Origin of the sequence: Massilia arenae (assembly GCF_008014745.1) — a bacterium.
Lineage (GTDB): Bacteria > Pseudomonadota > Gammaproteobacteria > Burkholderiales > Burkholderiaceae_D > Telluria > Telluria arenae.
Genome location: NZ_VPFD01000016.1, coordinates 75,318 through 98,545, shown reverse-complemented (window position 1 = coordinate 98,545; position 23,228 = coordinate 75,318). Strand labels below are relative to the sequence as shown.

At 63.3% G+C, this 23,228-nt stretch carries 23 protein-coding genes, 1 tRNA gene and 1 riboswitch; of the genes, 16 read left to right on the top strand and 8 right to left on the bottom strand.

Features of this window, described 5'->3' with window-relative positions:
* Position 1 precedes the first annotated feature (1 nt).
* The 8 genes from FVD38_RS15615 (at position 2) to FVD38_RS15580 (ending at position 7,658) form a co-directional block, all read left to right on the top strand.
* Positions 2-1,573, top strand: a complete 1,572-nt coding sequence (locus tag FVD38_RS15615; RefSeq protein WP_147935663.1) for a tetratricopeptide repeat protein — start codon at positions 2-4, stop codon at positions 1,571-1,573.
* Positions 1,574-1,677: 104 nt separating this feature from the next.
* Complete coding sequence (locus tag FVD38_RS15610; RefSeq protein WP_109346055.1) at positions 1,678-2,907, top strand: putative DNA modification/repair radical SAM protein; 1,230 nt, start codon at positions 1,678-1,680, stop codon at positions 2,905-2,907.
* On the top strand, positions 2,904-4,457 hold the full coding sequence (locus FVD38_RS15605) for a UdgX family uracil-DNA binding protein (protein WP_147935762.1): 1,554 nt from the start codon (positions 2,904-2,906) through the stop codon (positions 4,455-4,457). Before FVD38_RS15610 ends, FVD38_RS15605 begins: the two co-directional genes overlap by 4 nt.
* A 119-nt stretch (positions 4,458-4,576) precedes the next feature.
* Positions 4,577-5,608: a TraB/GumN family protein gene (locus tag FVD38_RS15600; protein WP_147935662.1), complete on the top strand. Its 1,032-nt coding sequence runs from the start codon at positions 4,577-4,579 to the stop codon at positions 5,606-5,608.
* 68 nt (positions 5,609-5,676) lie between these two features.
* Positions 5,677-5,750: transfer RNA gene (locus FVD38_RS15595), tRNA-Gly, on the top strand.
* 33 nt (positions 5,751-5,783) lie between these two features.
* Positions 5,784-5,993, top strand: coding sequence for a hypothetical protein (locus FVD38_RS15590; RefSeq protein ID WP_147935661.1), 210 nt, complete (start codon positions 5,784-5,786; stop codon positions 5,991-5,993).
* Between the two features lie 112 nt (positions 5,994-6,105).
* A complete protein-coding gene (locus FVD38_RS15585) occupies positions 6,106-6,993 on the top strand; it encodes an aldo/keto reductase (protein ID WP_229493712.1) in 888 nt (295 codons plus the stop codon).
* Positions 6,990-7,658, top strand: a complete 669-nt coding sequence (locus FVD38_RS15580) for a DUF6064 family protein (protein ID WP_147935659.1) — start codon at positions 6,990-6,992, stop codon at positions 7,656-7,658. The genes FVD38_RS15585 and FVD38_RS15580 overlap by 4 nt, the downstream gene beginning before the upstream one ends.
* Before the next feature lie 4 nt (positions 7,659-7,662).
* Here the strand turns inward: FVD38_RS15580 and FVD38_RS15575 are convergent, their stop codons facing one another.
* Positions 7,663-8,193: a YqhG/Tai3 family protein gene (locus FVD38_RS15575; RefSeq protein ID WP_147935658.1), complete on the bottom strand. Its 531-nt coding sequence runs from the start codon at positions 8,191-8,193 to the stop codon at positions 7,663-7,665.
* 138 nt (positions 8,194-8,331) lie between these two features.
* Positions 8,332-9,447 carry a succinylglutamate desuccinylase/aspartoacylase family protein gene (locus FVD38_RS15570; protein WP_147935657.1) on the bottom strand — a complete coding sequence of 372 codons (1,116 nt, stop codon included), beginning with the start codon at positions 9,445-9,447 and terminating at the stop codon, positions 8,332-8,334.
* 171 nt (positions 9,448-9,618) lie between these two features.
* Between FVD38_RS15570 and trmB the strand changes: the two genes are divergently transcribed.
* From trmB to FVD38_RS15555, 3 genes are all read left to right on the top strand, one after another.
* Positions 9,619-10,299: a tRNA (guanosine(46)-N7)-methyltransferase TrmB gene (gene trmB / locus FVD38_RS15565; protein WP_147935656.1), complete on the top strand. Its 681-nt coding sequence runs from the start codon at positions 9,619-9,621 to the stop codon at positions 10,297-10,299.
* Positions 10,300-10,430: 131 nt separating this feature from the next.
* Positions 10,431-11,645, top strand: a complete 1,215-nt coding sequence (locus FVD38_RS15560) for a sensor histidine kinase (protein WP_147935655.1) — start codon at positions 10,431-10,433, stop codon at positions 11,643-11,645.
* Entirely contained in the window at positions 11,642-12,391 is a 750-nt protein-coding gene (locus FVD38_RS15555; RefSeq protein WP_147935654.1) for a LytR/AlgR family response regulator transcription factor, read from the top strand. Before FVD38_RS15560 ends, FVD38_RS15555 begins: the two co-directional genes overlap by 4 nt.
* Positions 12,392-12,396: 5 nt before the next feature.
* Here the strand turns inward: FVD38_RS15555 and recQ are convergent, their stop codons facing one another.
* Both recQ and FVD38_RS15545 read right to left on the bottom strand, forming a co-directional pair.
* Positions 12,397-14,229, bottom strand: a complete 1,833-nt coding sequence (recQ, locus tag FVD38_RS15550; RefSeq protein WP_147935653.1) for a DNA helicase RecQ — start codon at positions 14,227-14,229, stop codon at positions 12,397-12,399.
* A gap of 41 nt (positions 14,230-14,270) precedes the next feature.
* The gene (locus tag FVD38_RS15545; protein WP_147935652.1) at positions 14,271-15,104 is read right to left on the bottom strand and encodes an undecaprenyl-diphosphate phosphatase; all 834 of its coding nucleotides are present in this window, start codon (positions 15,102-15,104) and stop codon (positions 14,271-14,273) included.
* A 238-nt stretch (positions 15,105-15,342) separates the two neighbouring features.
* On the opposite strand from FVD38_RS15545, the gene FVD38_RS15540 reads away from it, so the two are divergent.
* Positions 15,343-15,750, top strand: coding sequence for a hypothetical protein (locus FVD38_RS15540; protein WP_147935651.1), 408 nt, complete (start codon positions 15,343-15,345; stop codon positions 15,748-15,750).
* 1 nt (position 15,751) lies between these two features.
* Here the strand turns inward: FVD38_RS15540 and FVD38_RS15535 are convergent, their stop codons facing one another.
* Positions 15,752-16,033, bottom strand: a complete 282-nt coding sequence (locus FVD38_RS15535; RefSeq protein ID WP_308616899.1) for a YkgJ family cysteine cluster protein — start codon at positions 16,031-16,033, stop codon at positions 15,752-15,754.
* Between the two features lie 203 nt (positions 16,034-16,236).
* Here FVD38_RS15535 and FVD38_RS15530 point away from each other — a divergent pair, with 203 nt between their 5' ends.
* The 4 genes from FVD38_RS15530 (at position 16,237) to FVD38_RS15515 (ending at position 19,422) form a co-directional block, all read left to right on the top strand.
* On the top strand, positions 16,237-16,878 hold the full coding sequence (locus tag FVD38_RS15530) for a TetR/AcrR family transcriptional regulator (RefSeq protein WP_147935650.1): 642 nt from the start codon (positions 16,237-16,239) through the stop codon (positions 16,876-16,878).
* Positions 16,879-17,039: 161 nt separating this feature from the next.
* Positions 17,040-17,693, top strand: coding sequence for a protein-L-isoaspartate O-methyltransferase family protein (locus FVD38_RS15525; protein ID WP_147935649.1), 654 nt, complete (start codon positions 17,040-17,042; stop codon positions 17,691-17,693).
* A gap of 9 nt (positions 17,694-17,702) precedes the next feature.
* A complete protein-coding gene (locus FVD38_RS15520) occupies positions 17,703-18,026 on the top strand; it encodes a rhodanese-like domain-containing protein (RefSeq protein ID WP_123067826.1) in 324 nt (107 codons plus the stop codon).
* A 37-nt stretch (positions 18,027-18,063) separates the two neighbouring features.
* Complete coding sequence (locus FVD38_RS15515; protein WP_147935648.1) at positions 18,064-19,422, top strand: TolC family outer membrane protein; 1,359 nt, start codon at positions 18,064-18,066, stop codon at positions 19,420-19,422.
* Between the two features lie 90 nt (positions 19,423-19,512).
* On the opposite strand, the gene ribB is transcribed toward FVD38_RS15515, so the two are convergent.
* The 3 genes from ribB to FVD38_RS15500 all read right to left on the bottom strand — a co-directional run bounded on the left by ribB (position 19,513) and on the right by FVD38_RS15500 (position 23,199).
* Positions 19,513-20,160 carry a 3,4-dihydroxy-2-butanone-4-phosphate synthase gene (gene ribB / locus FVD38_RS15510; protein WP_123067824.1) on the bottom strand — a complete coding sequence of 216 codons (648 nt, stop codon included), beginning with the start codon at positions 20,158-20,160 and terminating at the stop codon, positions 19,513-19,515.
* Positions 20,161-20,262: 102 nt separating this feature from the next.
* Positions 20,263-20,414, bottom strand: a riboswitch (FMN riboswitch).
* A gap of 97 nt (positions 20,415-20,511) precedes the next feature.
* Positions 20,512-21,621, bottom strand: coding sequence for a hypothetical protein (locus FVD38_RS15505; protein ID WP_147935647.1), 1,110 nt, complete (start codon positions 21,619-21,621; stop codon positions 20,512-20,514).
* Positions 21,622-21,636: 15 nt separating this feature from the next.
* Positions 21,637-23,199, bottom strand: coding sequence for a hypothetical protein (locus FVD38_RS15500; protein ID WP_187271609.1), 1,563 nt, complete (start codon positions 23,197-23,199; stop codon positions 21,637-21,639).
* Positions 23,200-23,228 lie beyond the last annotated feature (29 nt).

Here is a 23,228-nt window from a genome sequence, read left to right as displayed (position 1 = left end):
CATGCTCGACGCCACGCTGCAATCGAGCGCCACGCCTACTTATAGCGCTGAGTTCTTGCGAGTAAAGGCGCAGGCCGAGCGCGGCGTGGTGCAGGCCCAGCACAGCCTGGGCTTCATGTACGTGAGCGGCCAGGGCGTGCCCAAGAGCGACGAGCTGGCGGTGGCCTGGTACCGGATGGCGGCGGCGTCGGGATTGGTGCAGGCCCAGTACAACCTGGCCGTGATGCTCCAGAAGGGCCAGGGCGTCGAGCAGGACTTCGGCCAGGCGGCCCACTGGTATGGGCGCGCGGCCGAACAGGGTTATGCGCCGGCCCAGTACAACCTGGGCTGGCTGTATGCGAAAGGCCATGGCGTGGCCAGCGACGTGGGCCAGGCGCTGCACTGGTTCAGCCAGGCGGCCGACCAGGGCGAGCCGGGCGCGCAGCACAACCTGGGCATGATGTTCGAGACCGGCAAGGGCGTGGCCCAGGACCAGGAAGCGGCGCTGCACTGGTATCGGCGCGCCGCCGAGCAGGGCTATATGCGCTCGCAGTACAACCTGGGACTGCGCTACGACGCCGGCCAGGGCGTGGCGCGCGACGCGCGCGAAGCGCTGGCCTGGATGCGCAAGGCAGCGGAGCAGGGCCATGCGCCGGCCCAGTTCAACCTCGGCCTGCGCTACGACAAGGGCCAGGACGTCGAGCAGGACAGCCGGCAGGCGATCCTGTGGTACGGCCGCGCCGGCGAGCAGGGACACGCCAGCTCGCAGTTCAATCTCGCGCTGATCTACGACACGGGTCACGGCGTGGCGCGCGACGAGGCGCTGGCCCTGGCATGGTACCGGCGCGCCGGAAACCAGGGCCATGCCGGCGCCCAGAACAGCCTCGGCATGCGCTATGAACGCGGACAGGGCGTCGCGGTCGACGCGGCGCAGGCGGCCGCCTGGTACCGGCGCGCGGCCGAGCAGGGACTGCCGGCGGCCCAGTACCAACTTGGGCAGCTGCTCGATGCCGGCAACGGGGTCGAGCAGGATCCGGCCCAGGCGACCGAGTGGTATCGCAAGGCGGCCGAGCAGGGACACCTGCGCGCCCAGTTCGACCTGGGCCTGCGCTATGAGAGTGGCAACGGCGTCGAACAGGACAGCGCGCAGGCCCTGGCCTGGTACCGGCGCGCGGCCGGCCAGGATTACGCGCCGGCCCAGTACATGGTCGGCGCGCTGCTCGACCGCCTGGAGAGCGGCGACCCGTTCGAGGCGACCGACTGGTTCCACAAGGCGGCCGACCACAGGCACGCGCTGGCACAGTTCGAGCTGGGGCTGCGCTACGACTGCGGCAAGGGCGTGGAGCGCGACTACGAGGCGGCCCATTTCTGGTACCTGTGCGCCGCGCGCCAGGGCCATGCGCGGGCCCAGTTCAACCTCGGCGTGATGTATGCGGCGGGACAGGGCGCCCAGCGCGACCTGGTCGAAGCCTATGCCTGGCTGCACCGGGCCGGCGGCGCCGGCGTGGCGCCGGCCACGGCCTACATGGCAAAGATCGCCGGGCGGATGGAGCCGCAACAGTTGTCCCAGGCGGAGCGTTTGATTTCAGTCTGATGTACCGCATTTGAACCGTCGGCAGGTGTGCACGGCTGCGCCAGTGCACCGTGTGCGTATGCACGCCGCGTTATACTGTATGCCCATACAGTCACGCCTGCGCGATGGAACTCAACGACAAGCTCGAAATCCTGGCCGACGCGGCCAAGTACGACGCATCCTGCGCCAGCAGCGGTGCGCCCAAGCGCGGCTCCGAAGGCAAGGACGGCCTGGGCGCCACCACCGGCATGGGCATCTGCCACAGCTATACGCCGGACGGCCGCTGCGTCTCGCTGCTCAAGATCCTGCTCACCAATTTCTGCATCTACGACTGCCAGTACTGCATCAACCGGCGCACCTCGAACGTGCCGCGGGCGCGCTTCGCGGTCGACGAGGTGGTCAAGCTGACCCAGGATTTTTACCTGCGCAACTACATCGACGGCCTGTTCCTCAGCTCGGGCATCATCCAGTCGGCCGACTACACGATGGAGCAGCTGGTCGCGGTGGCGCGCCAGCTGCGCGAGGTGCACCAGTTCCGCGGCTACATCCACCTCAAGACCATCCCCGACGCCGATCCATTGCTGATCCAGGAAGCCGGCCGCTGGGCCGACCGCCTGTCGGTGAACATCGAGCTGCCGACCCACGACAGCGTGACCCGCCTCGCGCCCGAAAAGAGCGTCCACACGATCAAGCTGGCGATGGGTTCCATTCGCCGCAAGCTGGACGAAAAAGCCGAAGAGCCGAAGGCGCCGGCCTTTGCGCCGGCCGGCCAGAGCACGCAGATGATCGTCGGCGCCGACGCCAGCGACGACCACACCATCCTGAACACGGCCGAGACGCTGTACGGCAGCTATAAACTCAAGCGCGTGTACTACTCGGCCTTCAGCCCGATCCCGCAAAGCCCCGGCAGCGTGCCGCTGGCGCCGCCGCCGCTGCTGCGCGAGCACCGCCTGTACCAGGCAGACTTTCTGTTGCGCGGCTATGGCTTCACGGCCGGCGAACTGATGCCGCAGACGGGCAACCTGGCGCTGGACGTCGACCCCAAGCTGGCCTGGGCCTTGAGCAATCGCGAGCATTTTCCGATGGACCTGAACCGGGTGGATGCATCGCTGATCCCGCGCATTCCTGGCATCGGCCTGCGCAACGCCAAGCGCATCGTCGAGCTGCGCCGCCTGCGCCGCATCCGCTGGGAAGATCTGTCTCGCCTGCGCTGCAGCCTCAAGAAGCTCGCCCCCTTCGTCGTCACCGCCGACTACAAGCCGGCGCAGGGCGCGACCAGTTCCGACCTGCTGCGCAAGCACATGGCCGATGCGCCGCAGCAGATGAACCTGTGGCCCGAATTGCAGGCGGCATGAACCTGGACGCCAGCGCCGCCGCCCTCGCCGCAACCGCGGTAGCGAGCGTGCGCGCGGGCCAGCCGTTGCTGGTGGACGGTTTTACCACGTGGCGCGCGGTGGCGCGCGAACTGCTGCGCGCCGGCGTGCCGCCCCAGGCGATCACCTGGGGTGCGCCGGGCGCCGACCTGTTCTCGGGTGCGCCGGGCGAGGCCGCGCATCATGGAGGCGACCTTCTGTCGTCCCAGGTGCAAGCAGCCGCGCAGGAGCCTTCGAACGCAACGGCGCCAAGGCCGCCGAGGCCACAAGTCCCGCGCTCCCTGATGGAGATGCTGCAGACCGCCGCCTGCTACCGCGACCATGACCGCTGGGCCTTCCTGTACCGGGTGATCTGGCGCTGGCAGCAGGGCGAGCACGACGTGCAGTCGCCCGCCGATCCGGACGGGCAGCGGCTGCACACGATGGCCAAGGCAGTGCGGCGCGAGGTACACGATATGCACGCCTACATCCGATTCCGCGAACGGCCGATGGAGGCCGGCGCGCCCCATTTCGTGGCCTGGTTCGAACCCGCCCACGATGTCTTGCCGCAGGTGGCCGAACACTTCGTCGCGCGCATGGGCAAAGTGAGCTGGATGATCGCCACGCCCGACGCCAGCGTGCTGTGGGACGGCGCCACCCTGCACCATACCGGCCCCCTGATGTCGAGCGCGGCCGATCTCGACGATGCCGGCGAGGCGCTGTGGCTGACCTATTACCGCAGCATCTTCAATCCGGCGCGCCTGAACACGCAGGTGATGAACAGCCATATTCCTTCGCGCTTCTGGAAGAACCTGCCGGAAGGCGCGCTGGTGCCGTCCCTGGTAAGCCAGGCCGGCCTCGGCGCGCGCCGCATCGGCCAGGTGGAGGCGGTGGGAAGGCGCAGCGGTCGCACGATCCCGATCGAAGCGGAAATGGCGCAGCCCGAGCGACAGCTGCCGTCGAAGCTGGACGAGTGCCGACGCTGCGAGCTCTGGGAACACGCGACCCAGGCGGTCGGCGGCGAAGGGCCGAAACACGCAAAGATCATGCTTGTCGGCGAACAGCCGGGCGACCAGGAAGACCTGGCCGGCCGGCCCTTCGTGGGCCCGGCCGGCAAGCTGCTCGACCGCGTGTTCGAGCAGGCCGGCGTGGAGCGCGAGGGCGTCTACATCACCAACGCCGTCAAGCATTTCAAGTGGGAGCCGCGCGGCAAGCGGCGCCTGCACAAGACGCCGGCGCAGAAGGAGATCGAGGCCTGCCACTACTGGCTCGAGAAGGAGATCGCCACCCGCAAACCCAGGGTCATCGTGGCCATGGGCGCGACCGCGCTCAAGTCGGTGCTGCAGACCGGCAGCGTGACGTTGAAGGACAAGCTGGGACGGCCGGTGCGCCATGGCGACAGCTGGGTGGTGACGGTCTATCACCCGTCGTACGTGCTGCGCGTGCCGGACGAAGCGAGCAAGCACGAGGCGCTTTCGGTGATGGTCGAGGGCTTGAGGCTGGCGCAGGAATTGCTGGACCGGCCCGACGTTCCGGAGCCGCCGGAAGGCTGACATATGCATTTATATGCACAATATGCGCTGCTCATGTAATTGAAACAGCCGTGTTACAGCGGGTTCGCCAACGATGCCATTGGCGTAAGATCTGGCGATTCTCATCACCGGATCATTTCATGAACAAGCTCGCCGTACCTGCTTTCTGCATATGCATGCTGGCCGCTCCCGCCTGGGCGCAATCGGAAGATGTGGCCGTCACGGCGCAGGCCGCCGTCGATGCGCTTGAGACCGCTGCCGAACCGGTGCCGGAGCAGATCCACGTCGTGGCCCAGCGTCCCGGCCCGGGTATGTGGAAAGTGTCGAAGGGCGAGCACGTCTTGTGGGTGTTCGGCATGTACGGGCCGGTGCCGCAGGACATGCAGTGGCGCTCGCAGCAGGTCGAGAATGTGATCCGTAATTCGCAGGAATACCTGTCGCCGCCAACCGCTTCAGCCAATCCCGGTTTCTTCAAGTCGATCACACTATTGCCGAGCATGATCGGTATGCGCAAGAATCCGGATGGCGCAACCTTGCGCGACGTGATGCCGGCCGAAGACTACGCGCGCTGGACCGCGCTCAAGGCCAAGTACCTGCCTGAGAACGATGACGTCGAGCGCGAGCGTCCGATCTTCGCGGCGGAGGTGTTGTCGAACGCCGCGCGCAAGCAGGCGGGCCTGGTCGACAGCTACACGGTGCGCAAGCCGCTGCTGGACCTGGTCAAGAAGGCGAAGCTGAAGGAGACCGCGTCGACCTTCCAGCTGCCGATGGACAATGCGCGCACGGTGCTGAAGAATTTCAAGAAATCGACCCTGGGCGACGCCGCCTGCCTGACGCGCACGATGGCTACGCTGGAACAGGACCTCGAGGCCGCCAGCCGGCGCGCCAATGCATGGGCCAAGGGCGACGTGGATGAGATGCGCAAGCTGGACTTCGCCACGCGTGAAGAGGCCTGCTTCGGCGCCCTGATGAACAGCGCGGCATTCGATGCCGAGCCCGAATTCAAGAACATGAAGGCACGCGCGGATGCGATGTGGATTGCTTCGGCCGAGAAGGCGCTCGCGGCCAATGCCTCGACCTTCGCCGTGCTGAAGATCGAGAGTATCTTCGACCCGAAAGGGGTGATTGCTGCGCTGGCAGCGAAGGGATATACGGTCGAGCAGCCGGATTGATCCGGGGCAGGCGCGGGAGGGACGGGAAATTGTCAAACCGTCCCAAACGCGCGTAGAATGCTGGCAACGCGGGTGTAGTTCAATGGTAGAACGGCAGCTTCCCAAGCTTCATACGAGGGTTCGATTCCCTTCACCCGCTCCACGCGATCATGTCGTATCCGCCGATGCTCATGAAATGATCTTCAAGACATCATTCAAAGACCGCTCTCTGCTGCTGTTGACGGGCCTCGTCGCAGCAGGGGCAGCATGGGCCTTCTGGCGCTACCTCGGCGAAAACGGATTTGTCGTGCTGGCGGCCATTGCGATGGTAACGCTCTGGCTCGACAATCGGCGTCTGCGGCGCCAACTGCGCGACAAGCCACCGTCCGGGCCGGAACAGCACTGATAGCAGCGCCATCTCATCTTTAGACGCAGTATCCTGTTGATTCCTGCACTCAGCCATGCGAGGAACAAGGATGATACTGGACTCACCTTCACGCCGCCGCCTACTGCAAGCAATGCTCGCCGCATCCGGCAGCCTGGCCCTGCCAATGCTGCACGCCGCGCCAGCCAGGGCGCCGCTGCTCACCCGCCCGATCCCCTCGTCCGGTGAGCAGATCCCCGTCATCGGCCTGGGCAGCTGGATCACCTTCAACGTCGGCCGCGACCCGCAGGCGCGCAAGGAATGCCAGGAGGTGATGCGCCAGTTCCTCGCTGGCGGCGGCCGGATGATCGACTCGTCCCCCATGTACGGCTCGGCCCAGGACGTGATCGGCGAAGCCGTGCAAGCCATCAAGCCGCCGACCTTGTTCTCGGCCGACAAGGTGTGGATCAGCGGCGGCGCCCGTGGCGTGCAGCAGATCGAGACTTCCCGAAAACTGTGGCGCGTGCCACGCTTCGACCTGCTGCAGGTGCATAACCTGCTGTCGTGGGAAGAGCATCTGCAGACCCTGCTGGCGATGAAGAAGGAGGGGCGGCTGCGCTATGTCGGCATCACGACGTCCGAAGGGCGGCGCCACGGCGAGATCGAGAAGATCATGGCCTCGCACCCTATCGACTTCGTGCAAATCTCGTACAACGCCCTCGACCGCGAGGTCGAACAGCGCATCCTGCCGCTGGCGCGCGAGCGCCGCATCGGCGTGATCGTCAACCGGCCGTTCCGCCAGGGAGATTTGACGCAGGCGCTGGCCGGCAAGCCGCTGCCCGGCTGGGCCGCGGATATCGGCTGCACCACCTGGGCGCAGGCGCTGCTGAAGTTCCTTGTGTCCCATCCCGCCGTCACCTGCGCGATCCCCGCCACCTCGAACGTGGCCCACGTGCGCGAGAACCTGCTGGCCGGCACTGGCCGGATGCCCGACGAGGCCCTGCGCAAGCGCATCGCCCAGGATGCCGAAAGGCTGGCATGAGCGAGTGGTGGACCTATACACTGTCAGACTTCCTGATGTTCTCGCAACGCAGCTACTACCGGCTCATCGCCCTGTACAACGAGGCGGTCTGGCCCGCGCACCTGCTGGCGCTGGCGGCCGGCCTGATCGTCATCGGCTGCATCGCGCGCCCTGGCGCCCACACCCGCCGCATCGCGCTGCTGGTGCTGGCCGTGGCCTGGGGCTGGGTGGGGTGGGCGTATCAACTGGAACGCTATGCGGACATCAATACCGCCGGCCCCTGGTTCGCGCTCGCCTTCGGCGTGCAGGCCGTGATGCTGTGCTTCATGGCGCTGCAGTCGCGCGCTGCGACGCCGGCCGGGATGCAGAAGCAGGTAGCGCTGGGGCTGACCGGCCTGGCGGTGATCGCGTACCCGCTACTGGCGCCGGGTAGCGGCCGTGGCTGGAGCCAGGCCGAGGTGTTCGGCATCGTACCCGATCCGACCGCGATTGCGACCTTGGGCGTGCTGCTGGCCTGTCGTGCGCACCCGATTGCCTGGCTGATCCCGCTGGCGTGGTGCGCGGTGAGCGGGGCAACTCTGATGGAGCTGCGCGTCTGTTATGCCTGGCTGCTGCCGACGTTCGCCATCCTCGCGGTTGCGGCCGGTTTACTCTTCAGGCATGCAAGGCGTTCGCCAGTACATTGAGCGGCTATTTTCCGCTGTCAGGAAGCTTACGCGCGAGCAGCTGTTTGAGAGAGGCATCCGACATGCCCGGATAACGAATGTCGCCGATGCGCCATGCACCCTGGTTTTTGGTCAGGCGATATTCCAGCTTTACCTTCTCGCCATTAGCAGGATAGGTAAATTCGACAGCCACGATATCGTTCGGCATGGAACGGATCGACAAGTCGACTGCGGCAGGGTCTTGCGAGGCGAAGATCGGGTCGAAGTCGAGGTTGCAGATCCCACCGACCTTGGCGACGCAAAGACGATCCTTGATCAGTAGAGAAGTCAGCTCCTGGTCGAAATAGCGACGAAGGACCGGGTCCTCTTGCTGCGCCAGCGGTTTGCCAAAGAGATCGTCTGAGCTTGAAAGTACCTGCCATGCAAATGCCTTGTACAGGCTGCCGACAATGGCGATCTTCTCGTCGGCTACGTGTGGCGCCGCACCTGTCTGCGTCACGAGCACGAAAGCCAGCGATGTCGAGCCAAGTACGCGATTAAGGAGGGTAGGCAGCATACTCGGGCTTCTCCCTGCGGTGGGTTGGACCTGCCCGGAAGTCCTTTTGGGCGAACTGGGATTATTGTCGCCCGGCGGGTGAGAACATTGTGCAATCGCAACCATTTGCCAAGGCCAAGTGACCTCAGCAAAAGGCCTTTAGCTCGACAACAGATTGCCCAACCTGAACGAATCCGTTCCCGCCACTTTGCAAATATGCATCCCACGCAGCAGGTGCCGGTGCGCCGTGCTGGCGAACAGCAGTCCCGGACGGCTGGCCGACACGGTGGTCACCTGGCCGCTGACCGGATTGACGATGTCCGCGATCGGCTCGCCCGCCGCCACCTGATCGCCCAGCTTCTTGCGAAACACCAGCACGCCCGCGTGCGGCGCCACCAAAGGCTCGACCGCATCGAGCGGCGTCGGGCCGCAGTGCGCCGCAGGCAGGGCGTTCGCCGGGATGTCGAGCACACCCACATGCGCCAGGTACTGCAGGATGGCGTCGGCATCCTGCTGCGCATAGTCGTAGTTCACGTCGTTCTCGCCGCGCAGTTCGACAGTGACAGCGGCGCAGGCGGGCGGAATGGCGGCGTCCGTAAAATGGTCGGCCAGGTCCCACCACACCCGGCTGCAGGCTTCGTCGAAGGCTTCGCCGCCCGACTCCTTCGCCACCAGCAGCACGCGCGCGCCCATCAGGTCGGCCAGTGGCTGGATCACGTCGACCAGCGGCGTGCCGGTGTACATGTGCAGCACCGCCTCGTTATCGCAGTGCAGGTCGAGCACGATGTCGGCGTCGATCGCCATCGTCAGCAGGAGTTTCTTGAGCGTGGCGGCATTGTCCGCCGGCTCCCAGGCCGCCACCTCGTCGCGGGCCAGCTCGCGGATCAGCGCGACGTTGGCCGCAGCGTCCTGGCCCAGCCGGCCTTCGAGCGCGCTTTTGAGGGCGGCGGCCACGTGGCGATAGGAGCGGTTGAAGTTCAGGCCGGTGGACAGGTCGTAGCGGCCGAAGGGCGCGCCATGCAGCACCTGGGACAGGCCGAGCGGGTTGGCTGCCGGGACCAGGACGATCTCACCCTTGATGCGCCCTTCGGCATCGAGCTTGTCGAGCTGCCCGCGCAGCAGGTGTGCGACCAGCATTGCCGGCACTTCGTCGGCGTGGATCGCGGCCTGGATGTACACCTTCTTGCCGCTGCCGGCTACGCCGTAGTGGAACGACGTCAGGTTCAGGGTGGCGACACTGTCTTCGATGGCGATCGGGTGTTTCGTCGAGTGCATGGCAAGGAGCTCCGGCGTTGCTGGGGGAAGACACCAATTATGCGCGATTCCGCCTTGCCGCCACGCACGGTCGATGGTGGGAGCAGCTGCGCTATAATGACAGCCGTTTTTTCCGCATACTCAACGCTCCCCATGTCTTCTGAAAAGCCTACCAGTGGTCCGGCACGGTCCATGCTGTACGATCCAACCGAACACCGCATCCGCAGTTTCGTCACGCGCGCAGGGCGGCTGTCGACCGCGCAGGCGCGGGCTTTCGAGGAGCATGGACCCAAGTTCCTGATCGAATACAAGAAGGAAACGCTCGACCTCGAACAGGCCTTCGGCCGCAAGGCGCCGGTGGTTCTCGAAATCGGCTTCGGCATGGGCGACACCACGGCCCATATCGCGAAGCTGATGCCCGAGAAGGACTTCCTGGGCGTCGAAGTACACACGCCGGGCGTGGGCAGCCTGCTCAAGCAGATCGGCGAGCAGGGCATCGATAACCTGCGCCTGGTCCAGCACGACGTGTTCGAAGTGCTGAACCACACGATCGCCGACGGCTCGCTGCACGGCGTGCACGTGTTCTTCCCAGATCCATGGCACAAGGCGCGCCACAACAAACGCCGCCTGATCCAGCCGGCCTTCGTCAAGCTGCTGTGCCAGAAGATCGCGCCGGGCGGCTACCTGCACCTGGCGACCGACTGGGAAGACTATGCGGTGCAGATGCTCGAGGTCTTGAGCGCCGAGCCGGAGCTGGTCAACACCGCCGAGGGCTATGCGCCGCAGCCTGCATACCGTCCGCTGACCAAGTTCGAGAACCGCGGCATCAAGCTGGGTCACGGCGTCTGGGACCTGGTCTTCACGCGCAAGTAAGTGTCAATCCGGGGGCGAATCGTCGTTCGTTCCCCCGTCTTCGTCGTTCGTCGCCACCTGCTGTCCCGGGCCACCGGAAGTTCCTAGACTGGACTCGTTGATATACATTAACGAGCACAGAGGAGAACGGCATGTGGAAACGCATCGAACAATGGAACCGTGAGGTGGAATCAGAGCAGCTCGCGGTCCTGCGCGACCCTGCGCTGGTGGATCAGGTGCCGGCCGGCTGCCGCCGTTTTTTCGCCCGCAAGCTGGCGGAAATGTCGCCCGCCGAGCGCGAATCCCTGTACAAGTTTTCCAGTACCGTCAGCACCTCGGCCGCCCTGCTGGCGGTGCTCAAGCTGAGCGTCGTGCTGTCGGTGCTCGGTTTCCTGATCAATCTTGCCTTCCTGCCGTCGACACCATGGTGGCAAACGGTCGTCGCCGCCAATGCGATCGGCATTGCGGTGGCCATGTCGCTGATCGGCGTCTGGTTCAACTACGGGAAGGTCGTGCGCGCCAAGGGCAGGGCGCTGGTCACGATCGTCGGCCTCGGCCTGGTGGGCGGGCTGTTCGGCGGATTGACCGCGATGTTCGAGACGGGCAGCCATTGGTCCATCCTGGTCGACAAGCTGCCCAGGATCGTCGTGACCGTGATACTCGTCGTGACTGCACTGGTGGCGATACCGGTCATCCTGGTTGCCGTACTGCGCAATCGTCACTACGAAATCCAGGCCGCGCAACTCAAACGCGATGCCGAGCAGGAACGCCTGGCGCGCGAACTGAGCGAAACCCAACTGCGCCTGCTGCGCGCCCAGATCGAACCGCACTTCCTGTTCAACACCCTGGGCGCAGTGCAGCAGCTGGCCGAGCAGGGTGCTCCGCGCGCTGCCGAACTCACGGCCCACCTGATCGACTTCCTGCGCGGCAGCATGAGCGATATGCGCTGCGAGCAGGTGGCGCTGGCCACCGAATTCGGTCTGGTCGAGTCCTACCTGCGGGTGATGCAGATCCGTATGGGCGAACGGCTGCGCTACACGGTCGACGTGCCGGAAGCGCTGGCAGCCACCCAGGTGCCCAGCATGCTGGTGCTGACCCTGGCCGAGAACGCGATCAAGCATGGCATCGAACCGTCCCTGCACGGCGGCGAGATCGTCGTCACGGCCCACGACGACGAGGGAACGATCCGCATCCGGGTGCGCGACAGCGGCGTCGGCATGAGCGACACGCCGGGCGCCGGCACCGGCCTGGAAAACGTACGCCACCGCCTGCGCCTGGCCTATGGCGAAGGAGCCTGCCTGCTGCTCTCCGAAGCCGAACCTGGCCTGCTGGCCGAAATCGCCATCCCCTGCAAGGAGCCGAAATGAGTGTCACAGTGCTGGTCGCCGAAGACGAACCCCTGATGCGCGAGCGCCTGCTCGGCATGCTGGCCACGGCCTGGCCCGAAGCCCAGGTAGTCGCTGCGCCCGAGAACGGCATCGATGCCTGGGACGCCTGGCTCGAGCACGAGCCGCAGGTGGTCTTTCTCGACATCCGCATGCCCGGCATGTCGGGCCTGGAAGTGGCCGAGCGCATCGGCCGCCGTTCGCACGTGGTGTTCGTCACCGCTTACGACCAGTATGCGGTCGATGCCTTCGACACCGGTGCGGTCGACTACCTGCTCAAACCCATCCAGCCGGGTCGGCTCGACAAGGCCCTGGCGCGCCTGCGCGAGAAGCTGGACGCCCGTCCGGACGATGTCAGCGAGGTGGTACAGCAGGTGAAGGCGGCGTCGCCGCCACCGAAGCGCGAAAAGCTCAAATGGCTCAAGGCCAGCGTCGGCAAGCAGATTCGCCTGATCGACGTCGAGGAGGTGCTGTTCTTCCAGGCCGACACCAAGTACACGCGGGTGGTGCTGGCCGACTCGGAGGCGCTGGTGCGCATCCCGCTCAAGGACCTGGTGGGCGGACTCGATGCGGGCCTGTTCTGGCAGATCCACCGCGGCACGCTGGTGAACGTGAATGCGATCCGGGCGGCCGAGCGGGTCGATGCCGAACGCATGCAGGTGCTGCTGCGCGGGAGCGACGAGGTGCTCCCGGTCAGCCGCAGTTTCACCCACCTGTTCCGGGAGTAGTCCGGTCAGCTCATCTCGTTGATGATCGCGACGATCTCGTCGCCATACGAGACGAGCTTCTTCTCACCGACGCCCGATACGCCGCGCAGCTGGTCGATCGACGACGGCTTGACCTTGGCGATCTCGCGCAAGGTCGCATCCTGGAACACGACATAGGCCGGCACGCCGTGCTCGCGCGCGGTGCCCATGCGCCACGAGCGCAGGCGGTCGAAGATCGCCTGTTCGTCGCGCGACAGTTCGGTTTCTTCGTAGCTCGAGCGCGAGGTGGACGGACGCTTTGCCTTGACCGGCTTCTGGTACTGGCGCAGCTGCACCTTCTGCTCGCCCTTGAGCACCGGGCGCGCGGCGTCGGTGAGCTTGAGCGAACTGAAGGCGTCGTGGTCGACCGTCACCAGGCCGAGGGCGATCGCTTGCCGCAGGATGGCGCGCCATTCCTGTTCGGAGCGGTCGGCGCCGACGCCATACACGGTGAGCTTGTCGTGATGCCACTGGCTGATGCGCTCGGTCTGCGCGCCGCGCAGCACGTCGATCACGTGGCCGCCGGCGAAGCGCTGGTCGACCCGGTAGATGGCCGACAGCAGCTTTTGCACCGGCACCGAGCCGTCGAAGCTGACCGGCGGCACCAGGCAGGTATCGCAGTTGCCGCAAGGGCCGGAGCGCTCGCCGAAGTAGTCGAGCAGGCGCATGCGCCGGCAGCTGAGCGTTTCGCACAGGCCCAGCATGGCGTCGAGCTTCATCGACAGCACGCGCTTGAAGGTTTCGTCGGCCTCGGATTCGTCGATCATGCGGCGCTGCAGGACCACGTCTTGCAGGCCATAGGCCATCCAGGCGCTGGCAGGAGCGCCGTCACGGCCGGCGCGGCCCGTCTCCTGGTAATAGCCCTCGATGCTCTTGGGCAGGTCGAGGTGGCAGACGAAACGCACGTCGGGTTTGTCGATGCCCATGCCGAAGGCGATGGTGGCGACCATGACGATATTCTCTTCGCGCAGGAAGCGGGCCTGGTTGGCGGCGCGCACCGTGTGCTCCATGCCGGCGTGATACGCCATGGCGCGGATGCCGTGCTCGTTCAAAAAGTCCGCCGTCTCCTCGACCTTCTTGCGCGACAGGCAATAGACGATGCCGGAATCCTGCGCGTGTTCGCTGCTGATGAAATCGATCAGCTGCTTGCGGCCGGTGGTTTTCTCGACGATCGAGTAGCGGATATTGGGACGGTCGAACGACGAGACGAACTGGCGCGCGTCTTCGAGCTGCAGGCGGTGCGCGATCTCGGCCCGGGTCTGCTGGTCGGCGGTCGCGGTGAGGGCGATGCGCGGCACGTTAGGAAAGCGCTCGTGCAGGATCGACAGCCGGATGTATTCGGGCCGGAAGTCATGACCCCATTGCGAGACGCAGTGGGCCTCGTCGATGGCGAACAGCGAGATACGGCTGCTTTCGAACAGTTCGAGGCAGCGCGGCGTCATCAGGCGCTCGGGCGCCACGTAGACCAGGTCGATCTCGCCGGTACGCACCAGGCGCTCGATGCGCATGGCTTCTTCGAAGCTCTGGGTCGAGTTGAGGAAGGCCGCGCGCACGCCGACTTCTTCCAGCGCATCGACCTGGTCTTGCATCAGCGCGATGAGCGGGGAGACGACGACGCCGACGCCGTCGCGCAGCAGGGCGGGGATCTGGTAGCACAGCGACTTGCCGCCGCCGGTCGGCATCAGGACCAGCGCGTCGCCACCGCTGGCCACGTGTTCGACGATCTCTCCCTGCTGCCCGCGGAAGGCGGGATAGCCGAAGACCGTCTCCAGCACGTGGAGAGCGCGCGCGCCGAGGTCGGCGCCGATATCGGGATTCATACTGTCTGTTTCAGTGTTTTGGATCTGGGTAAGGCGCTAGTTTACTCCGACCAGTTGACCAAGCCAAAGTGAGCGGTCACCAGCACCAGGATACCGAATACGATACGGTACCAGGCGAAGATCGTGAAGTCGTGCGTGCTGATGTAGCGCAGCAACCAGCGCACGCACAGGAAGGCGGCGATGAAGGCCGAGACGAAGCCGAGGCCGAACATCGGGACGTCGGCCATCGACAGTGCCTCGCGTTCCTTGACCACAGAATACACCGTAGCGCCAAGCATCGTCGGCATGGCAAGGAAGAACGAGAACTCGGTGGCCGCCTTGCGCGACAGGCCGAACAGCATGCCGCCGATGATGGTCGAGCCCGAACGGCTGGTGCCGGGAATCAGGGCGAAGGACTGGGCGAAGCCGACCTTCAGGGCATCGAGCGCCGTCATCTGGTCGACCGTCTCGACCCGCGGCGGCGTCGCGCGCTGGCGCTGGCGGTGTTCCACCCACAGGATGATGACGCCGCCCACGACCAGGGCGATCGCCACCGGCACCGGGTGGAACAGGAGTTCGGTGATCGTGGCGCTGAACAGCACGCCGGCCACGGCGGCCGGCATGAAGGCGATCGCGACGTTGCGCGCGAAGCGCTGCTGCAGCGGATCCGAGCCCAGCCCGGCGAACAGGCGCATGACACGCTCGCGGTACTCCCAGACGACGGCCAGCACGGCGCCCAGCTGGATCACGATCTTGAATACCGTTTCTCTGACGCCTGTGAAGTTGAGCAATTCGCCCGCAAGAATCAGGTGACCAGTGGAAGAAATCGGAAGAAATTCGGTGAAGCCCTCGACCAGGCCCATGATGATCGCCTTGATGGCGAGCGCAATATCCATGAATTGTGTTGGTGTGGAAGTGATCTGGGGACGAGCCGGGACAGGCACGCCGGCTTGGGCTCGAAGCTTACCATGAGCCGGGCCGCCACCGTTGGGCTAACTGAACCGTACGGGCGATTTTGCGGGGGTAATGTGCGGCCGGCCGGCGCCTGGACCTGCGCGCGAATGAAAAAAGCGCTTGCATCGAATGTGAAATCGCGTGCTAAACTAAATCCATGAGTAATCCTGCACTCACCCAATGAGTCTATTATTGGTCATCATCCTTGCCGCGCTGTCCTGGCTGGCATTTCATGACTGGCAGTTGCCCAACGCATTACGCTACCGACCCTTCCAGGGCCGGGTCTGGCGCAGTTCCTTCCCATCCGCATCCCGTAAAGACATCCGCGAATTCCTGTCGGTGTTCGGCGCCGCCTTCTCGTTCGGCGACAGCGAGAAGCTGCACCTGCGTCCCGACGACCAGGTGCTGGGCGTGGTGCGCGCCGCCAGGTCCGCACGCTGGATGCCCGACGCATCCGACATCGAGCCGCTGGCGCGCGCTCTGCGCGAGCGCTACGACCTGCGGCTGGACGAGGTCTGGCATGACGGCTTGACCCTTGGCGGGTTGTTCCAGCGCGTGCAACAGGCGCGTGGAAAATCGGCGGTCTAGCTCAGGAAGATGCGCAGGCAGGTGCGGTAGCCTTTTCCAGCTCGCTCAGCCAGCGGATCGCCTGCGGGCGGTCGTCGCCGCACATCTCGTGCGATGGCTGCAGGCCGCCGCAGAAGGCCGGCCGTTCCGGTTGCCCAAAGATGCGGCAGCGTTCATCCTCTCCCAATTGCACGCAACGCACCCCGGCCGGTTTGCCGTTTGGCATACCGGGAATCGGGCTGGTGATCGAGGGCGCGGTGCAGCAGGCGCCGCATTGCGGCCGGCACTGGAAAGAGGCGGACATGGACATCGAGGATTGCCTGAAACAGAGCCCGCCAGTATACCTCCGTCGTCTGCAATGGCCGGCAACATCTTCGTGAAACCGGTTTAATCTACGGTTACTACCATATTTCGACTAATATAGTTTCGGTTATACAACGCTTGCTTGACTGTACGGACGAGCGCGGTCTATATTGGTTGTTCCTTAGATAATTTCTGGGCGGGAATATGGACTGCCAACTTGACAGCAAGCCGCGCTGGGAACGTCGCAAGGATGCGCGTCCCAAGGAACTCCTGGCATCTGCCATGGAGCTGTTCGTCGAACGCGGTTTCGCCTCTACGCGCCTGGAAGACGTGGCGCGCCGCGCGGGGGTGTCGAAGGGAACGCTTTACCTGTATTACGCCAACAAGGAAGACTTGTTCAAGGCCGTCGTCCGCCAGACCATCCTGCCGATGATCGACGATGCCGAGACCTCGGTGGCGGAGTTCGATGGGCATAGCGCCGAATTACTGCGCCATGTGATGCTGTCGTGGTGGGTGCGCATCGGCTCGACCAAGGCCTCAGGCATCAGCAAGCTGATCCTCGCCGAAGCCGATAATTTCCCTGAACTGGCGCGCTTTTACCAGGAAGAGGTCATGACGCGCCGCATGCGCATGATTTCGAACATGCTCGAGCGCGGCATCCGCCGCGGCGAATTCCGCGCGATCGACGTGTCGCAGACGGCCCAGGTGCTGATCGCGCCGCTGCTGATGCTCTCGACCTGGAAGCATACGATCGCCCCCTGCGAGCGCTGCGACCTGCAGCCCGAGGCCTTCCTGGAAGCCTTCCTCGACATCACCCTGCACGGCCTGCTTCCTCCATCCAAGTAACTTGTCAATCACGCCAGGGACGGATTTCTGGCGTTCATCCCCCCCAAACTGCAGACTGTCGCAATTTTCCTCTGGCTCGGCCGTGCATCGTTAAGATGTGCGTCCAGAGGCCATTGAGCGATTAGAATATCGGATTATTTATTTTTCCACCGAGAACTGAAATGAATATCGAACAAGCCCGCTTCAACATGATCGAACAGCAAATCCGTCCTTGGAACGTCCTGGACGAGGACGTGCTGGCGCTGCTGCACGTGGTCAAGCGCGAACAATTCGTGCCGAAGGCCTACGAGAACCTGGCATTTGCCGACGTCGAGATCCCGCTGGCGGGCGGCGAAACGATGTTCAATCCGAAGGTCGAAGCGCGCATCGTGCAAGAGATCGCGGTGCAGAAACATGAGAACGTGCTGGAGATCGGCACCGGTTCCGGCTACATGACCGCGCTGCTGGCGCACACCGCGCGTCACGTGACCACGGTCGAGATCCAGCCAGAAAGCGTCACCCTGGCCAAGGAAAACCTGGCCAAGGCGGGTGTGATCAATGTCAGCGTGGAAGAAGGCAATGGCGCCCAGGGCTGGTCGACGGGCACCGAATACGACGTGATCGTGGTCTCGGGCGGCCTGCCGGTGCTGCCGGAAGCCCTGGTCAAGCAACTGAAGGTGGGCGGCCGCATGATCGCCATCCTGGGCGAGGCGCCGGCGATGACTTGCCAGCTGATCACCCGCACCTCGGAAACGGCGCACGACGCGGTCAAGGTGTTCGAGACCGTGACCAAGCCGCTGACCGGCGCCGAAGCGCCGTCGCGCTTCACCTTCTGAGGACGAGCGATGCGACAGATAACCGCACCCGAGTTGGCCGCCTGGCTGGCCGACCCGGCGCGCGAGCAGCCGCTGCTGCTCGACGTGCGCGAGGACTGGGAATTCGAGACCTGCAAGATCGCAGGCTCGACCCAGATCCCGATGCACCTGATTCCGGTCCGCGTGGGCGAGATCGACGACGACCGGGAAGTGGTGTGCATCTGCCACCACGGCGCGCGCAGCATGAACGTGGCTGCCTTCCTCGAGCGTAACGGGTTCAGTAACGTAACGAATTTAACGGGCGGGGTACACGCCTGGGCCGTACAGGTCGATCCGTCGATGCCGAAGTATTGACCTGATCCTCAACTAGATGACTCCTGTGGAGATAGCAATGCAGAAACCCCTACTTGCCGTGCTGCTTGCCAGCGCGTGCTTCTCGCTCAACGCACATGCTGCCGACCTGATCCAGGTGTACCAGCAGGCGCTGGCCAACGATGCGACGTATGCGAGCGCGCGCGCCTCGCTGGCCGCCGGCCGCGAGCGGATCACACAGGGGCGTGCAGGCTTGCTGCCGACCGTGGGTCTCAGTGGTGGAATCAGCAAGAACGACAGCGACTTCGATCCATGGAATATCGGCCAGGTGGGCACCTTGCCGAACGGCCAGCCGGGCATCATCGATTCGAGCGGTTCGAACCTGCGCACCAACGAATACACGCTGTCGCTGCAGCAGCCGCTGTACCGCTGGGATCGCTGGCAGACTTACCAGCAGAGCAAGCTGCAGCAGGCGATCGCCGAGGCGCAGTTCGCCCAGGCCCAGCAAGACCTGATCACGCGCGTGGCCACGGCCTATTTCGACGTGCTGGCGGCGCAGGATGCGCTGGAGTCGACCCGCGCCCAGAAGGAAGCGACCACCGAACAGCTCGCGTCGGCCAAGCGCAACTTCGAGGTCGGTACCCAGACCATCACGGACACCCACGAGGCGCAGGCCGCGTATGACCTGGTGCTGGCGCAGGAATTCGCTGCCGTCAATGACCTGGACAACAAGCGCAACACGCTGCAGACGATCATCGGCACCGCGCCGGGCAATCTGGCCGCACTGAAGCCGGGTGTGACGCTGGCGGTACCGCAGCCGGCCACGGTCGATCCCTGGGTATCGTCGGCCGAGAACCAGAACTATGGCGTGACCGTCGGCCAGCTGCAGGTCGAGATCGCCATGCGCGACATCTCGCGCAACCGCGCCGGCCACCTGCCGACCGTCGACCTGGTGGCGAGCTCGACCCGCCGCGACGTCAACGGCCGCACCGGCAGCTCGGGCGACACGAAGAACAATGCGATCGGCGTGCAGTGGAGCGTGCCGATCTTCAGCGGCTTCGCCGTCACCAGCCGGGTGCGCGAATCGATCGCGCTGGAAGACAAGTCCCGCAACGACCTGGAAGCGACCCGCCGCAACGCGGCGCTGCAGGCGCGCCAGTCGTTCCTGGGCGTGAATAGCGGCCTGGCCCAGGTCAAGGCGCTGGAAGCGGCGGAAGTGTCGAGCCAGTCGGCGCTGGAGTCGAACAAGCTGGGTTACCAGGTGGGCGTGCGTATCAATATCGACGTGCTGAACGCCCAGCGCCAGCTGTACCAGACCCGCACCGACCTGTCGCGCGCGCGCTATGACGTGATCATCAACGGCCTGCGCCTGAAGGCGGCGGCCGGTTCGCTGCGCGAGGCGGACCTGGTGCCGGTGAACAGCTTGTTGGGAGAGTGATCTTCCGAGCCTGCGCCATGGATGCGCAGGCAGCTTGAAAAAAGCCCGGGGGCCAGCATGCTGGCAACCCGGGTTTTTTCATTTTTTATCTTACAGCGCGCGTGCCCGGCGCCACTGGATCAGTTCGGCGATGGTGAGGATCGGGAAGGCGCGCTCTTCGGCGAACTGCTCGATCTGCTCGCCGCGCATCATGGTGCCGTCCGGGTTCATCAGCTCGCACAGCACGGCGGCCGGCTGCAGGCCGGCCAGCTTGGCCAGGTCAACCGAGCCTTCGGTGTGGCCGGCGCGCGCCAGCACGCCGCCCGGCGTGGCGCGCAGCGGGAACACGTGACCGGGACGCACCAGGTCGTCCGGCTGCGCATTGCGCGCGATCGCGGCCTGGATGGTGGAGACGCGGTCCGCGGCCGAAACGCCGGTGGTCACGCCATGGCGGGCTTCGATCGAGACCGTGAACGGGGTGCCGTAGCGGCTGCCGTTTTCCGGCGCCATCGGCGGCAGTTCGAGCGCGCGCACCTTCTCGTCGGACAGGCACAGGCAGACGATGCCGCTGCATTCACGGATCATCAGCGCCATGGATTCGACGCTCAGTTTTTCGGCGGCGACGATCAGGTCGGCCTCGTTCTCGCGGTCGAAGTCGTCGAGCAGGATGACGGGAATACCGGCGCGCATGGCGGCCAGGGCGGCGGCGATACGACCTTCGAGGTCATTGCTTTGAAGGGTGTAGGTAGGGACTAACATGTGAAACGCTCCTCGCAGTGGTTGGCGAAAAACGCATCAGGGCAAAGCGAAACCGCGCACCTGTTCAACCGCAAAGGCACGGGTGATCAGGCGCATGACAGCGCACATCTTCTTTCATCCGGACTATACCGTCGGCCCTGGCTTCTCACCAGGTCTGCTGACCCTGCTCAATGGGAGTTGAGCAGGCGCTCGCGGGCTCGACCTGTGAAGGTCATACCGCCGGTGGGGAATCGCACCCCGCCCCGAAGACGTAATTAAGTTGTTGCCTGCTGAGCAGCAGGCGGGAGGATTGTAGCAGCGGTGTGCGGAGTTTGCTGGAGGGCGGTCAAATCCTGGCTGCCGCTCCGTCTGTCAGTCTTGCTGGGTGTCCCATTGCCAGATAGTTTTTCCATACGATGACTCGACATCTGGAAACGCCTCGCCATGCTCGAACCGACGTCTCGACTCTAGGCGCGCGGGCGTGAAGTAGTAACCCGAGTTCTGACACTTGTCGCCTGCTTGGAAGCGTTGGGTCGCCCGTGTGGCAGAGGGCGTGGACGTTTCAACTTCTTCTATGGATTCGAATTCTCCTTCTACAATCTCGACAAAACACCAGTGTGTCGGACGCGCCGTGAATGCATAGCGTGCGACCAAACTTGGAGCTAATGCGAGACTTAGTGAACTGTTCGCGTATTCATCGCTTGCCAGATCTGGGTTTGACAAGTTTGCCAAAACAAAGTCACGCATTGCTGCTTCATCGATCCAGAGCCTGGATCGTCCAACTGCGGCCAAAGCTGCTAGACCCAGATCGTTAAATGTCGAGCTCGGTATTAGTTTGCCATGTGGTGAGCCATTCCATGCGAACTGCAGAGAAGCGTGCGGATCGTCAACGGCGACATATACACCGGTTCGGGGCGGTACTTGGTCCGTACCTGAAATGACCTCTGGCAATACCCGAAACTTTGGAATTGTCTGCATTGCCGATGCATGATCTACCCATGCCAGCGCAAGTTCAAAGTCGCTCCACCAACTTACTTGATAACGTTTCTGCATTGTGCTATCGATCTTGCGAGCATAATTTGAGAGTTCGGCGAACATGGCATCAAATTGCTCTTCTTCGTCGACAGTGGCCCATTGCATCGAATACTCGCTTAATCCGCGAGCACATTGGTGAGTGCCTGTGACATGGAAAATATTGGAGGAGCGATCAGATATGGCTTTCGTGACAGACTGTTGAAAATCAGCTAAAAATTGCCAGGCGCAATTTGACCAGTTCTCGGTCGTGTCGCGATCCCCCCATTGTGCGCTATGCAAGAATCGATCCCTTCCCTCAATGCGGCTTTGATTGACTTTTGATTCAGCAAAAGATTTTATTTGATAGACTCGATCGCGAAGCCCCTCTAAATAACTTGATGATGAAAAATAGTATAGGAGAGCCGCTTGCTTCTTTTGCCAAGTGGTGAGGGAAATGTTCTGAGTCATGATTTTTTTTCGCTCTCAGTTATTAATTTGTGTGGTTTGACCAGGAAGAGATGGAAGGCCGATCCTTTGGCTGAAACCAGCTCCTCCGAATTCGGTATAGTCCCATCCGGTTTCAAACGGGCCACTTATATTCGGATGATTGATGGATTCCCGTATTTCGACATACTGATCCCTTTCGGATTTTTCGATTTTTTCGTATGTGGCTCGATCGATTGATTGAGTCAGGTATTCATTATCTTCGCCTGTTCTCTTGTAAAATTTCGTTGTATCGTTTCGCGGGTCAGCTCTATCGATTTTGAAAACTATTTGCTCACCCCCACCTTCGAGATGATGATCTGGAAGCATCTCCTTTTTCTGACCAGCTGCAGGTCCTTGCCATGCCTTTAAAGTCTCTCCCGGCTTGACGTCGTAGACAACAAACTGGCCATTCCCATTCCAATCTGGCCATACCGCGAGAATTTTTCTCCAAGCAGCTTTTGGATCTGGAGAGTTCTGTATTTCGTTAAAGACTTTCTCGCTTATCCAGCAGTCACTCATGGCTCGGCTATTAGGAGATATAATCCGAAAAAGACGTGTTGGTCCTTTGATGGAAACACTAGCCATTTTGTGGAAGGATTCTATGTTGTCATCGCTTAGCGACGGCCAACCCTCTTTGACCTTTTCCTCGACGCGCTGGCGCTCTACATTTACTTTTTGTGAAGGGAATTTCAGATTTTGTCCCGTGCTCAGCCATGATGGCTTCGGGTTCGAATTTCTCATCTGGGTTACGGCTGCAGCCTCCGGGATTCCTCCACGGTAGTGGACATTCTTAACGTTTATAATTCCGTGGCGCAGTCTTAGCGATTCTTTTCCCAGTCGCATGATGATCGCATCGAGTATCTCATCTATCGGCCCACATGCTTTCCGTAACCCTTCATCCGCTTTCCCTCGAACCCAAACGATTGTATCGAGCGCCGCTTTCGCCTTGGTTCCCACGCGAGGAATATGCTGGACCTTGGCTACAAGGGCTTGTGTCGTATTTACTCCTTTGTCGAACGCGCGCAATAGCGTGCCAGGATTCGTTTTCGCCTTGACCTGCTTGATCTCCTTCGCGAGCCACGCGAAAACGTCGTCGACCTTGAGGCGACGGAGATAGTGTTGGCATGTTTCGCGGCGTAACAGCGCTACCACGCACGTCATTGAGGCGTCTACGGCAAGCGAGAATCCCTTGCTTGCTCCCCGCCGGACATACGAGAAGAACACCTTCAACACGCCCTTGACCAAGGACCCGAGAACCGGAAACAGCCCAATGAGCGTCAGCGCCAGCGCAACCCACGACCACATATCGTCCGGCTCCTGTCGCAGCTTCTTGCAGTTCGCGACCAAGTCCCGCACATCGCAGACCTGGTCGACCAGGGGAATCATCGAGATGGCGGCATCGGCCACGATCTGTCCGGTGGACCGGTTCTCATTGAAGTCTCCCTGAATCGCTTCCCAAAACCACTCCCAGGCGCTTTTGTCGTCCTCTGCTTCTGCTTGTGGTGTGCCGGTACTCCATGCAACTGCACTACGCAACTGGGTAGGATTTATCTCGGCCATTGCTACGCTCCGGCAGGCGCTGCGTTATT